Origin of the sequence: Luteococcus sp. H91, from assembly GCF_038433135.1 — a bacterium.
Taxonomy (GTDB): Bacteria; Actinomycetota; Actinomycetes; order Propionibacteriales; family Propionibacteriaceae; genus Luteococcus.
Genome location: NZ_JBCDMV010000001.1, coordinates 48,773 through 62,398, shown reverse-complemented (window position 1 = coordinate 62,398; position 13,626 = coordinate 48,773). Strand labels below are relative to the sequence as shown.

The 13,626-nt window shown below is 65.9% G+C and carries 8 protein-coding genes; 7 read left to right on the top strand and 1 reads right to left on the bottom strand.

The genetic code is table 11. The annotated features are described in order from the left end of the window. Positions 1–76: 76 nt before the first annotated feature. From pulA to AAEX57_RS00225, 3 genes are all read left to right on the top strand, one after another. Positions 77–5,947 (top strand): pullulanase-type alpha-1,6-glucosidase, encoded by a 5,871-nt coding sequence (pulA, locus tag AAEX57_RS00235; protein WP_342097727.1) that lies wholly within the window; start codon positions 77–79, stop codon positions 5,945–5,947. A gap of 256 nt (positions 5,948–6,203) precedes the next feature. After that, a complete protein-coding gene (locus AAEX57_RS00230; protein ID WP_342097726.1) occupies positions 6,204–7,049 on the top strand; it encodes a C40 family peptidase in 846 nt (281 codons plus the stop codon). A 121-nt stretch (positions 7,050–7,170) separates the two neighbouring features. Continuing rightward, complete coding sequence (locus AAEX57_RS00225; protein ID WP_342097725.1) at positions 7,171–7,839, top strand: isochorismatase family protein; 669 nt, start codon at positions 7,171–7,173, stop codon at positions 7,837–7,839. 259 nt (positions 7,840–8,098) lie between these two features. Here AAEX57_RS00225 and AAEX57_RS00220 read toward each other — a convergent pair whose 3' ends face one another. Next, the gene (locus AAEX57_RS00220; RefSeq protein ID WP_342090220.1) at positions 8,099–9,100 is read right to left on the bottom strand and encodes a LacI family DNA-binding transcriptional regulator; all 1,002 of its coding nucleotides are present in this window, start codon (positions 9,098–9,100) and stop codon (positions 8,099–8,101) included. 272 nt (positions 9,101–9,372) lie between these two features. On the opposite strand from AAEX57_RS00220, the gene AAEX57_RS00215 reads away from it, so the two are divergent. From AAEX57_RS00215 to AAEX57_RS00200, 4 genes are all read left to right on the top strand, one after another. Further along, entirely contained in the window at positions 9,373–10,713 is a 1,341-nt protein-coding gene (locus AAEX57_RS00215; RefSeq protein ID WP_342090219.1) for an ABC transporter substrate-binding protein, read from the top strand. Next, the gene (locus AAEX57_RS00210) at positions 10,710–11,723 is read left to right on the top strand and encodes a carbohydrate ABC transporter permease (protein ID WP_342090218.1); all 1,014 of its coding nucleotides are present in this window, start codon (positions 10,710–10,712) and stop codon (positions 11,721–11,723) included. Before AAEX57_RS00215 ends, AAEX57_RS00210 begins: the two co-directional genes overlap by 4 nt. Then, positions 11,720–12,547, top strand: a complete 828-nt coding sequence (locus tag AAEX57_RS00205; protein ID WP_342090217.1) for a carbohydrate ABC transporter permease — start codon at positions 11,720–11,722, stop codon at positions 12,545–12,547. Before AAEX57_RS00210 ends, AAEX57_RS00205 begins: the two co-directional genes overlap by 4 nt. Before the next feature lie 152 nt (positions 12,548–12,699). Further along, entirely contained in the window at positions 12,700–13,608 is a 909-nt protein-coding gene (locus AAEX57_RS00200) for a glycoside hydrolase family 43 protein (protein ID WP_342090216.1), read from the top strand. Positions 13,609–13,626 lie beyond the last annotated feature (18 nt).

The window sequence follows — 13,626 nt, the reverse complement described above, 5'->3', positions numbered from 1 at the left end:
TTGACCACCTCGGGGCAGCGGTGCCTCGGGGCTGCGCGCGGCACCCCACTCCGCGCACCGAGCACAGGAGAACACCGTGGTTCACACTCTTTGGCGCCGGACGAGTGCAGTGCTTGCCTCGGCCCTGGCGTTGACCTTTGGCCTGGGGACGCAACCTCCCCGGGCCGTGGCGGCGGAGCGCACCGCCACGCTGGTGGGCAGCTTGCAGGACGAGTTGGGCTGCTCGTCGGACTGGCAGCTGGCCTGCGAGAACACCCAGTTGAGCAAGGAGGCCAACAGCACCGTCTTCAGCAGGACCTTCACCCTGCCCGCGGGCAGCTGGGAGTACAAGGTGGCGGTCAACGGCTCATGGGACGAGGCCTATGGCGAGGGCGACGGCAATGCGAAGCTGGTGCTGGCCGGGCCTGCCGAGGTGAAGCTCAGCTATGACGACGAAACCCACCAGATCGGGCTGACGCCCACCACGCTGGCCGGTGGTGTGAGCGACGCGGACAAGGCGTTGGCCACCGATTCGCTGCGCGAGGCCGTCACCAAGGAGAACTTCTACTTCCTGATGGCGGACCGTTTTGCCAACGGCGACAAGAGCAATGACACCGGCGGCATCTCCGGCGGCCGGTTGCAGCACGGCTTTGACCCTGCCGACAAGGGTTTCTACCACGGCGGCGATCTCAAGGGCGTGATCAGCAAGCTGGACTACATCAAGGGTCTGGGAACCACCGCCATCTGGCTCACCCCGTCGTTCAAGAATCGCCCCGTGCAGGGCAGCGGGGAGAACGCGTCGGCCGGCTACCACGGCTACTGGATCACGGACTTCACCCAGATCGATCCGCATCTGGGCAGCAATGCGGACATGAAGCAGCTGGTTGACCGGGCGCATGCCAAGGGGATGAAGGTCTACTTCGACATCATCACCAACCACACCGCCGACGTGATCAGCAATGCGCAGAACAAGTACGACTACATCAGCAAACAGGACGTGCCGTACAAGGACGCCTCCGGCAAGGCCTTCGACGACACTGCCTACGCGGGCAAAGCGGACTTCCCGACGCTGGACGCGGCGACGAGCTTCCCCTACACCCCGGTGATCGCCGACGCGGACAAGAACCTCAAGGTGCCGGCCTGGCTCAACGACCCGACGATGTACCACAACCGCGGCGACTCCACCTATGCCGGTGAGTCCAGCACCCACGGCGACTTCTCCGGTCTGGACGACCTGTTCACCGAGCGGCCGGAGGTGATCAAGGGCATGACCGACATCTACAAGACGTGGGCGGACTTCGGCATTGACGGCTTCCGGATCGACACCGTCAAGCACGTGAACACGCCCTTCTGGAGCGAGTTCAGCCCGGCCGTCACCCAGGCGGCCAAGGATGCGGGCACCAAGGACTTCTTCATGTTCGGTGAGGTCTACGACTCCGATCCGAAGGTTCAGAGCACCTACACCACCGCCGGAAAGCTGCCCGCCACCCTGGACTTCGGTTTCCAGGGCGCGGCCGTCAACGCCGTCCAGGGCAAGGCGACCACGGGCCTGCGTGACTTCTTCGCCAGCGACGACTGGTACACCGACACCGACTCGAATGCGTACCAACTGCCCACCTTCCTGGGCAATCACGACATGGGCCGGGTCGGCATGATGCTCGCCAAGGCGGGCTACAGCGGCGACGAACTGCTCAAGCGCACCCAGCTGGCCAATTCACTGATGTACCTGACCCGCGGCAATCCGATCACCTACTACGGCGACGAGCAGGGCTTCATCGGTGCCGGCGGGGACAAGGATTCCCGGCAGGACATGTTCGCCAGCAGGACCGCCCAGTACCAGGCCGAGAAGCTGATCGGCGGCGGCACCATGGGCACCGGGGAGCACTTCTCCACCAGCACCCCGCTGTACCGGCAGATTGCCACGCTGGCCAAGCTGCGTCAGACCAACCCGGGTCTGACCGACGGCGCCCAGATCCACCGCTATGCCACCTCCGGCGCTGGCATCTATGCCTTCAGCCGGATCGACAAGGCCACCGGCACCGAGTACATCGTCGCCGTCAACAATGACAGCAAGCCCGCCTCGGCCAGTTTCCAGACCTACCTGCCGCGTGGCCGCTTCGCACCGATCCACGGCAGCTCCACCACCCTGACGGCCGGGAAGGACAGCCGGGTCAGCGTGAAGGTTCCCGCGCTGTCGGTCAGCGTGTGGAAGGCCCGGGGCAAGCTGCGCGACCGCAGCGCCGCCCCCGCCGTGCAGTTCAAGGCACCCACCGCGGGGGCCGTGATCGGCAATGGCCGCACCGAGATCAGCGCGTCGGTGCCGGAGAACACCTTCGCCCAGGTCAGCTTTGCCTGGCGTCCGGTGGGCAGCGAGAAGTTCACCCCGCTCGGCACGGACGACAATGCGCCCTACCGGGTCTTCGCGGACACCTCGTCGCTGCCCAAGGGCCAGCTGGTGGAGTACCGGGCGATCGTCAAGGATTCCTCGGGCAATGTGAACGCCACCAGCACCTATGCCCAGGTGGGCACCCCGAGGCCGGCCAGCACCGGCGGCACCGGCAATGTCGGCCCGGTCACCCAGCCCGACGCAGTCTCCGTGCCCGGCAGCCACAACTCGGAGATGGGCTGCTCCGACGACTGGCAGCCCGGCTGTGACCAGGCGCAACTGAGCCTGGACGCCAAGGACCAGATCTGGAAGGGCAGCCACACCCTGTCCGCCGGTGAGTACGCCTACAAGGCCGCCATCAACAAGTCCTGGGACGAGAACTACGGTGCTGGCGGTGCGCCCGCCGGCGGCGACATCGGTTACCGCAACCCCGGCAAGGTGACCTTCTACTACGACCATGCCCGGCACTACGCCACCAGCGACGCCCAGGGCCCGATCATCACCGCACCCGGCTCCTTCCAGGCCAAGCTGGGCTGCGCCGCCGACTGGTCACCGAACTGCATGCTGCCGTGGCTGACCGACGCCGACGGTGACGGCACCTACACCTGGAGCTCGGCGGCCATCCCGGCCGGCAACTACGAGTTCAAGATCGCCCACGGCCTGGCCTGGGGCGAAGACTATGGCGACGGCGGCACGAAGGGCGGCAGCAACATCACCATGGCCGTCCCCGCCGACGGCACCGTGATGACCATCAGCTACGACGTGGCCACCCACAAGACGACGGTGACCGCATCCAAGGCCGGGGCCGCGCCCGATCTCAAGGCGCAGAAGGCGATCTGGGTGGATCGGGACACGATCGCCTGGCCCGCTTCCGCCGTGCCGGCGGGCGCCGACCCGGCGTCGCTGAACTGGCGCCTGCACTGGTCCCGAGATGGCGGCCTGAAGGTGGACGCCGAGACCCTGACCAGCGACGATGCCCAGCAGGCCGATCTGGTCTACAACCCGTCGGGGCTGGATGCGGCAACCGTGAAGGCCCACCCCGAGCTGAAGGGTTACCTGGCGCTGGATCTGTCCAAGGCCGCCGCCAAGAAGGTGCCCGAGATCCTCACCGGCCAGGTCGCCGTCGCGTTGTACGATGACCTGGGCTCGCTGCTGGATGCCACCGGGGTGCAGACGCCGCTGGTGTTGGACAACCTGTACGCCAAGCGCGCCGCCCGCCAGCAGTTCGGCGCGGTCTTCGGCGGTGGTGGGATCACCTTCCGTCTCTGGGCGCCGACCGCACAGCAGGTGACGCTGTTGACCTGGCCCGCCGGATCGGCCGACCAGGACGCGTCGAAGGCCAAGCGCACCAGGATGCGCAAGGACTCCTCGGGTAGCTGGCAGGCACGGACCGGGCGACGGCTGGAGAATGCCCGCTACCTGTATGAGGTGAAGGTCTTCGTGCCGAGCGAACAGAAGGTGGTGACCAATCTGGTCACCGACCCATACTCCGTCGCCCTGACGCTCAACTCCACCCGCTCGGTGGCCGTGGACCTGAACAGCTCGAAGTGGAAGCCGCAGCAGTGGCGCACAGCCGCATCGCCGAAGCTGGCGAGCAGCGTGGACTCCACCATCTACGAGTTGCATGTGCGTGACTTCTCCATCAACGACCAGTCGGTTCCGGCCAGTGATCGGGGCTCGTACAAGGCCTTTGCCGTCGAGGGCAATGGCACCAAGCACCTGCGCAAGCTGGCCAAGGCCGGCCTGAACACCGTGCACCTGCTGCCCACCTTCGACATCGCGACGATCGAGGAGGACAAGGCCAAGCAGGCCACTCCGCCGTGTGACCTGGCCTCCTTCCCGCCGGATTCCAAGGAGCAGCAGGCCTGCATCAAGAAGATCGCAGATGCCGACGGCTACAACTGGGGCTATGACCCGCTGCACTATCTGGCGCCGGAGGGCAGCTTCGCCTCCAGCAACAGCGCGGCCGACGGCGGCAACCGCGTCGCCGAGTTCCGCACCATGGTGGGTGCGCTGCACGCCAGCGGGCTGCGGGTGGTGCTGGATCAGGTCTACAACCACACCCCGGCCTCCGGTCAGGATCCGAGGTCGGTGCTGGACAAGGTGGTTCCGGGCTACTACCAGCGGCTGGACGCCAAGGGTGGGGTCTACACCTCCACCTGCTGCCAGAACACCGCCACCGAACACGCCATGATGGGCAAGCTGATGGTGGATTCCACGGTGCTGTGGGCCAAGGCCTACAAGGTGGACGGCTTCCGCTATGACCTGATGGGCCACCATTCGGTGCAGAACATGAAGCAGGTCAGGGCGGCGCTGGACAAGCTGACCCTGCGCAAGGACGGCGTCGACGGCAAGGCCATCTACCTCTACGGCGAGGGCTGGAATTTCGGCGAGGTGGCCGACAACGCGCTGTTCACCCAGGCCACCCAGGGACAGCTGGACGGCACCGGGATCGGCACCTTCTCAGACCGGCTGCGCGACGCCGTGCGCGGCGGCGGACCCTTCGATGACGACCCCCGCAAGCAGGGTTTCGGCTCCGGTGAGGCGACCGACCCGAATGGGGCGCCGATCAATGCGGACGCGGCCAAGAGCCTGGACCACGACATCGATCTGGTGCAGCTGGGTCTGGCCGGCAACCTGAAGGACTATTCCTTCAAGACGATGGCCGGGGTGGTGCGCACGGGCGCGCAGATCGACTACAACGGTGCGCCGGCCGGGTATGCCAGCCAGCCGTCGGAGGTGATCAGTTATGTGGATGCCCATGACAACGAGACCCTCTGGGACTCGCTGACCATGAAGCTGCCGACGACGACGTCGATGGATGACCGGGTGCGGATGAACACCGTCAGCCTGGCCACCACCGCACTGGCACAGACGCCGTCCTTCTGGCATGCCGGGGCCGATCTGTTGCGTAGCAAGTCGCTGGATCGCAACTCCTACAATTCGGGCGACTGGTTCAACACGCTCGACTGGACGGGTGCGGACAACGGCTTCGGCAGGGGCCTGCCGCCCGAGGCGGACAATGCCGCCAAGTACGGCTTCATGCAGCCGCTGCTGGCCGACGGCAAGAACAAGCCGTCGCAGGAGCAGGTGCAGCGGGCCTCCGCCCAGGCCACCGACCTGCTGAAGCTGCGCTTCTCCACCAAGCTCTTCCGGCTGGGCTCGGCGGAGCAGATCAAGGCGAAGGTCAGCTACCCAGTCTCCGGCACCAAGGCCATGCGTCAGGGTGTGCTGGTGCAGCGGATCGACGACACCGTTGGCACCGATGCCGATCCGGCGCTGAAGGGCCTGGTGGTGGTCTACAACACCACCCCGAACACCCAGCAGCAGCCGGTCGAGGGCCTCAAGGGCAGCACCTTCACGCTCAGCCCGGTGCAGGCCAAGGGTTCCGACCCGGTGGTGAAGAAGTCCAGCTACGACGCGGCCAGCGGCAGCTTCACGGTGCCGCCCCGCACGGTGGCGGTCTTCGTGCAGCGGGAACCGAAACCAAACAGAAATTTCCACCCCCTGGGGGACACCTGTTTTCATCGGGGTCCCCCCACGTCGTCCGCAGGGAAGCGCCGATACGCCCACATGGACTGACCAGCCGAAATTGAGACATATTTCACAGAGCAAATTGGGGCCGTGGTCAATCCCTTGGCCCACAAGGACTTTGCCAACCGTTCATCAAACGCCAGGGGAGACGCCGCAGGGGATCAGTCGGGTTCCGACCCGACTCAAAATTTGATAAGAGACTCTCAGGAACCTAGGGTCGGACACCGTCGCCGCCCGGTGACAAGGACAGATGTCCAGGCCCTCCGCCTCGCAGGGACCAACAATGCAACAGCAAAGGAAGACCATGTCGAAGCTTCGCGCCATCTCCAGCACCGCCATCGCCACGATGGCGCTGGGCGGCTCCATGATGATCGTCGCACCGGCTGCCAATGCCCAGGTGACCGAAACCACCTCCGACAGCAGCTCGAGCACCAGCACCAGCACCTACTCGGCGCCCCGCAAGGTCACCTCCAGCTCCTCGTCGACGTCGAGCTCGGCCAGCAGCAGCTCCTCGGTGGCCTTCGGCAATCGCAGTGAGGCCATCCGCAGCCTGCAGAAGAAGCTCACCGCCGCTGGCTACGACGTGCCGGCCACCGGCTACTTCGGCTCCATCACCCGCGGTGCGCTGGAGCGCTTCCAGGCCGACAATGGCCTGAGCGTCACCGGCCGCGCCACCGCCCGCACCATGAGCGCCCTCGGCACCGCCGACAACGCTGATGCGCAGGAGACCACCTCCAGCGCCCGCACCCTGGCCACCAGCAGCCGCTCGGTGACCAGCAGCGCCAGCAGCGAGTCGGCCGGCTCCTCCAAGGCCCAGGCCGCCGTGAACTTCGCCTACGGCGCCATCGGCACCCCGTACGTCTACGGCGGCAACGGCAACGGCGGCTACGACTGCTCCGGCCTGACCTCCGCCGCCTGGGCTGCGGCCGGCGTCAGCATCCCGCGTACCAGCTACGCGCAGTGGAGTGGCCTGCAGAACGTGTCCACCAGCAACCTGCAGCCCGGCGACATCGTCGTCTTCTACGGCGGCGGCCACGTCGGCATCTACGTCGGCGACGGCCAGGTCATCCACGCCTCGCGTCCCGGCAAGCCCGTGGCCAAGGTGTCGATGAACACCATGCCGATCGCGGGCGCCGTGCGCCCCGCCTGATCCAGGCAGCCCGACAGGCAAGCCCAGCACGAGCTTTCCCCGGTGGCCCGACTCCCTTGGAGTCGGGCCACCGTCGTCTTCAGGACGCTAGGCTCCAATCAGCCAAGCGAAGGAGCCCCTGATGAGCCTGTTCACCGGTCGCACCGGCGACGCCCTGTTGGTGGTCGACGTCCAGGTGGGCGTGATGGCGGATCTGTGGCAGTCGCAGCGGATCATCACCACCATTGCGGATCTGGTGCGACGGGCCCGGCTGGCCGGAACACCGGTGGTCTGGGTACGGCACCAGGGGCCGGGGCTGCAGGCGGGCAGCGAGGAGTGGCAGATCGTCGGTGAGCTGATGCCCGAGCCCGGCGAGCAGCTCATCGAGAAGCGGTTCGGCGATTCCTTCGCGGAGACCACCCTGGACGATGCCCTGGCCGCCGTCGGCGCGAGCCACCTGTGGATCACCGGCGCGCAGAGCGACTTCTGCGTCCGCAGCACCCTGTTCGGTGCGCTCTACCGCGGCTACGACGCGACGCTGGTGGAGGATGCCCACACCACCGCCGACGCCTCTTACGAGAGCCTTGCGTTCAGCGGTGAACAGTTGGTGGCGCTGGTGAACAAGCTGGCCTGGACCACCCGGCTACCCGGCGTGGCCTCCCGGTTGTGCAAGGCCGCCGATGTGGCCTTCTCGCCGGCGGAGCGGCTGGACGACGACGACAAGCTGGAGGCGATCGAGGCGGAGGAACAGGCCGAGGAGGACGCGGAAGACGTCGCCATGGGCCTGGGCGATCCCGACACCGACGCCTGACCGGCGCCCCAACAGCCCAAGCCGACCACGATCCCCGAGTCTGTCGAGGGGCAACCGCGCCACGTCGCGCCACATCCGACACCCCGAGCCACCTCATGCTCCCAGCGCCCGAAATGCCGGGCGCCAGGAGCACAAACCGGCTCACCGAACTCAATCAGGCGCGACGTCAACCTGGGCGAGAGCGACCAAACCGGACATGCCATCCGCCAAGCTCGGCAATCGTGGTTTGCCGGCCCCCGGGAGGGGACGGGCCCACTGCTCAGCGCACGGTGCTGGCCCGCACCACCAGCTTCCAAGGCACCTTGTAGTCCTCCGCAGGGCTGGTGAGCGAACCGTCAATCCGCCCCAGCAGGAGCCGCAGCGCCTGCGTGGTCAGCGCTCCCAGATCGGGTTGGATCGTGGTCAGGGGAGGGTCGGAGAAGACCCCTTCCGCAATCCCGTCAAAACCCGCCACCGCCACATCTTCCGGAACCCGGACACCCGCCTGTCGACAGGCGCTGAGGGCGCCGATGGCCATCAGGTCGTTGAAGCAGAAGACGGCATCCGGCGGCGACGGCAGGGCCAGCAGCCGTTGCATGGCGGCCTGCCCCTCGGCGCGCAGGTAGGCCGGCACCCCAACCATCAGTTCATCCTCAAGGGGAAGGCCAGCCGCGCTCAACGCATCCCGGTAGCCCTGCAGCCGCACGGAGGCGGTGCCGTCGAAGGCCTCATAACCGATCACTGCGATCCGGCGCCGCCCGAGCCCCAGGAGATGTTCCACCATCGCGCGCGAGGCGACGATGGAATCCACCGCGACGTGGTCATAGCCCTCCGGGACCGCCCGCTCCCCCAGGAGCACCATCGGCGTGGTGTCCTTTCGCGCCAGGAAGTCCTTCGCCTTCACCGAGAGCGGGGAGAAGACGACGCCGTCCACCATGTGGCTCTGCACGCCGGACATCACCTGCTTCTCCAGCTCGGGTCGACCATTCGTGACGTCCATCAGGGCGATGAAGCCGCGCTCAGCGGCCGCCTCGGTGAACTTCTGCGCCAGTTCCGCGAAGTAGGGCGAGTCGATCTGGGGGATGGCCAGTGCGATGAAGCCGCTGCGCCCGTACTTGAGCTGCCGAGCGCTGAGATTGGGTCGGTAGCCAAGCTCGTCGATGGCCGACTGCACCCGCAGCCGGGTGGACGGCTTCACATGCGGGAAGTCGTTGACCACATTGGAGGCGGTGCGCACCGAGACGCCTGCCCGCTCCGCCACATCCCTCAGTCGAACCGCCATGCCCACAGCCTAGGCCCGATGGCGTGGATGTCTGGAGTCAACCTCCAGAGTTTTGCCTCCGTTGCAACTTTTTTCGGGAAATCCTTCGAAAGCACTGGACTTTGAACTTCCACCGTTGCAAAGTTGGTTCTATCGCGACGGGAGTTGCATGGCAGCACCTCCCGGACGCGCCCGATCAGCACAGCATCTGATCAACACAGCGCTCGATCAACACCCGGACCCGTTCACTGGTGAACGCGTCTCCTGTATTCGCAGACCGAAGGAATCCCGCCATGACCATCCCGAACAGTTCGTTCACCCGTCGCAGCATCTTGACCGCAGGTCTTGGCCTCGGCGCAGCCGCCACCCTCGCTGGCTGTGGCGGCGGCAAGAGCGCCGGGGGCGGCGCCGCCACCGGTCCCGCCACCGCGGCGGCCACCAGCTATGACGGCCCGGAGGTCTCGCTCCAATTCTGGAATGGCTTCACCGGCGGCGATGGCGCCTTCATGAAGAAGCTGGTCGACCAGTTCATGGCGGACCACAAGAACATCAAGATCAGCGTCCAGACCATGCAGTGGGCCGACTACTACACCAAGCTCCCCACGGCGGTGCAGGCCGGCAAGGGCCCTGACGTCGCCATCATGCACGTCGACTCGGTGGCCACCAATGCGGCCCGCAAGATCATCCAGCCGCTCGATGACGTGGCCAAGGCACTGAACCTGAGCGAGACCGACTTTGCCCCGGTTCCGTGGAAGGCTGGCATCTACAAGGATGTCCGCTACGCCATCCCGCTGGACGTGCACCCGCTGGGCTTCTTCTACAACAAGGCCGTGATGGAGAAGGGCGGCCTGGATCCGAACAAGCCGCCGATGGACGAGAACTCCTACATGGATGCGCTGGACAAGCTCAAGTCGAAGGGCATCCAGGGGCACTGGGCCACTCCCTTCCCGTTCACGGGCAGCATGAGCACCCAGAGCCTGATCAACCAGTTCGGCGGCAGTCTCTACAACGCCGAGGGCACCAAGGCCACCTGGAATGAAGAGGCCGCGGTCAAGGCGCTGACCTGGTGGCAGAACCTGATCAAACAGGGCTACTCCCCCGCCAAGGTTGCCCAGGATGCCGACTTCCTGGCCCTGCAGAATGGGCAGAATGCCTTCAACTGGAATGGCATCTGGTCCATCAACACCCTGAACGAGAAGAAGGACCTTCAGTGGGGCGTCACCCGCCTGCCCAATATCGGCGGCAAGGACGCTGCCTGGGCCGGCTCGCACCAGTTCGTGCTGCCGGTGCAGAAGAGCCAGGACCAGAACAAGGCGACCGCTGGCAAGGTCTTCCTGAACTGGGTCTCCCAGAAGTCGCTGGAATGGGCCAAGGGTGGCCAGGTTCCGGCCCGCAACACCGTGCGCGACTCGGCTGAGTTCAAGGCCCTCAAGGAGCAGTCCGCCCTGGCTGTTCAGGTTGACGACCTGTTCTTCCCGCCGGCCGTCCCCGGTATCGCTGACGCCTTCGGCGAGTTCGAGAAGGGTCTCAATGAGATCACCCTCGGCCTGAAGGACGTCGCCACCGTGCTGAACTCCTCTGCGGAACGCGCCACCAAGGTGCTCGAGGCCAACGCGAAGAAGTACGGGGCATGAGTTCCGCCGTCAACTCGCAGGCCGGGGGTTCCGCAACCCCCGGCCTGCGGGCCTCTGCGCCCGCCGCGCGTCGCAAGGGCCGGCGTCACCAGGCGGCCTGGGTGCCACTGGTCTTCCTGGCCCCCTTCCTGACACTGTTCTTCATCTTCACCATCCTGCCGGCCTTCTACGGCCTGTGGATCAGCCTGCACGACTGGGACTTCACCCTGCCGGGCAAGCCTTTCATCGGCCTGCAGAACTACACCGATCTGTTCGATCCGGCCGCGGTGCAGTACAAGCCCTTCTGGAATGGGATGAAGAACACCGGGCTCTTCGTGCTCTTCAGCGTCCCCTTCCTGGTGACGCTGCCCCTGCTGCTGGCGATGTTGCTGCACCGCAACTTCCCCGGACGTACCTTCTTCCGCGCCACCTTCTTCGCCCCCTATGTGCTGGGCGTCTCGGTGATCGGCCTGATGTGGCGCTACTTCCTGGACGGCAACTTCGGCATCATCAACTCGCTGCTGCACACCGACATCCAGTGGACCACCGACCAGCCCTGGGCGTGGATCTCGCTGGTGGGTGTCACGGTCTGGTGGACGATGGGCTTCAACGCGATCATCTACGTCGCTGGCCTGGGCGACATCCCGCCGGAACAGTATGAGGCCGCCTCGCTGGATGGCGCCAACAAGGTGCAACAGTTCTTCAGCATCACTCTGCCGGGGTTGCGACCCGTGGTGGTCTTCGTGCTGGTCACCACCGTGCTGGCCAGTGCCAACATGTTCGGCCAGTCGTACATGATCACCAAGGGTGGGCCAACCGAGTCCACCCGCACCGCCCTGATGGTGATGACGGACCTGGGCTTCAAGGAGAGCCGGGCCGGCCAGGCCGCCGCCATGAGCTACCTACTGGCATTGTGCCTGGCCATCGTCTCCATCATCCAGTTCTGGCTGATGCGCGACAAGGACGCCGAGAAGGAACGCAAGAATGCCCGGCGACGCGCCAAGGGCCTCCAGGAAGGAACCCTCGCATGAACCGCTCTCGTCGCAATCCCTTCTTCTGGCTGGGGATGATCCTGCTCTCGCTGGTCTTCATCTTCCCGATCGGCTACATGATGCTGACGGCCTTCAAGACCCGCGTCGAGTCCCAGGCGGTGCCCCCGACGGTCTTCCCGAAGATGCCCACGCTGGGCGCCTTCCGCACGCTGCTCTTCGTCGACGACGCCTCGCCGGTCTTCCGCTGGCTGGCCAACTCCGCGATCGCGGCCACGCTGTTCGCGCTGCTGAGCGTCACCATCTGCGCGATGGCCGGCTATGCCCTGGCCCGGATGACCTTCCGGGGTCGCGATGCCCTGTTCAAGCTGATCATCGCGACCATGTTCGTGCCCGGCTTCGTCTTCCTGATGCCCAACTTTGAACTGATGAGCCGGCTGCAGTGGCTGGACAGCTTCCAGGCCCTGGTGATCCCCGGTGCGGCCAGCGCCTTCGGGATGTTCTTCATGCGCCAGTTCTTCCTGGGGCTTCCCTTCGAGCTGGAGGAATCCGCCCGGATCGACGGGGCCGGCCCCTTCCGCACCTTCTTCTCGATCGTGCTTCCCAATGCCCGGCCGGCGATCATGACCCTGCTGGTCCTGCAATTCCTGGCCAACTGGAATGACTTCATCTGGCCGCTGTACACCATGTTCAGCGACACCATGTTGACGCTTCCGATCGGCCTGGCCCGCCTGCAGGGCGCCTACACCATTGACTACCCGGTGGTGATGGCCGGCGCCACGATCGCGGCGGTGCCCGTGCTGATCCTGTTCGTGGCCCTCCAGCGCTACATCATCCAGGGCGTCGCCAGCTCTGGCCTCAAGTAGTCCCCACCCCACCACCAGAGGAGACGACGATGTCTCGCCCGTCCCATGCAGTCGCCGTCCTTCTGGCCGGTTGTCTGGCCACCGGCCTCAGCGCCTGTGGCCAGACAACCCCGGACTCGACCACTACCCCCAGTACCTCCTCAGGACAGTCAATGACCAGCGGCTTCACCAACCCCGTCTACCCGTACAACTTCCCCGATCCCCAGGTGATCAAGGGCAGCGACGGCTACCTGGCGATCGCCACCAATGGCAACGGGATGAATGTCCAGGTGCTGACCAGCCCGGACATGACCGAATGGACCCAGGGCAAGGACGCCTTGCCCACCGTCGCCCCTTGGTCCAGTTCCGGCAAGGTCTGGGCGCCGGAGATCATCAAGTGGACCGACGGCAGCTATCGGCTGTACTACACCACCAAGGCACCGGACCCGCAGTGGCAGTGCATCTCGGTGGCCACCGCCGGCAAGCCGGAGGGACCCTTCGTCGACGACTCCGCCAAGCCGCTGGTCTGCGAGACCAAGGAGGGTGGTTCGATCGACCAGTCGCCCTTCATCGACTCGTCGGGCAAGGCCTGGCTGTACTGGAAGAATGACGGCAATGCGATCAAGACCGACACCTGGATCAAGGCGCAGCAGCTCAGCCCCGACGGCAAGGGTCTGGTCGGCAAGCCCACCAAGCTCTTCCAGCAGGACCTGCCCTGGGAAGGGCACCTGGTGGAGGGTCCGGCGGTGGTGGAGATCGACGGGGTCTTCCACATGTTCTACTCCGCCAATGACTACGGATCGGCCGACTATGCCGTCGGGCATGCCGTGGCCGATTCCCCGCTCGGCCCCTTCGTGAAGGATCCCGAGCCGGCCCTGGCCGCCAATGAGGTGGCAGCGGGCCCCGGTCACTGCCAGCTGATCAAGGTCGGCGAACAATGGTGGATGGTCTACCACGCCTGGCAGCCGGATGCCGTCGGCGACGAGGCCACCGGCCGCCAGATGTGGCTGAGCAAGGTCCGCTTCGACGGGCGCAAGGCGACCATCGAGGCCCCCACCACCGACCACCCCGACAAGCCCTGACCTTCCCTCCCCCAGCAC

Coding starts and splice junctions, on each gene's coding strand:
- AAEX57_RS00230 (WP_342097726.1), top strand. CDS start 6,204: ATGTCGAAGCTTCGCGCCATCTCCAGCACCGCCATCGCCACGATGGCG.
- AAEX57_RS00225 (WP_342097725.1), top strand. CDS start 7,171: ATGAGCCTGTTCACCGGTCGCACCGGCGACGCCCTGTTGGTGGTCGAC.
- AAEX57_RS00220 (WP_342090220.1), bottom strand. CDS start 9,100: ATGGCGGTTCGACTGAGGGATGTGGCGGAGCGGGCAGGCGTCTCGGTG.
- AAEX57_RS00215 (WP_342090219.1), top strand. CDS start 9,373: ATGACCATCCCGAACAGTTCGTTCACCCGTCGCAGCATCTTGACCGCA.
- AAEX57_RS00210 (WP_342090218.1), top strand. CDS start 10,710: ATGAGTTCCGCCGTCAACTCGCAGGCCGGGGGTTCCGCAACCCCCGGC.
- AAEX57_RS00205 (WP_342090217.1), top strand. CDS start 11,720: ATGAACCGCTCTCGTCGCAATCCCTTCTTCTGGCTGGGGATGATCCTG.
- AAEX57_RS00200 (WP_342090216.1), top strand. CDS start 12,700: ATGACCAGCGGCTTCACCAACCCCGTCTACCCGTACAACTTCCCCGAT.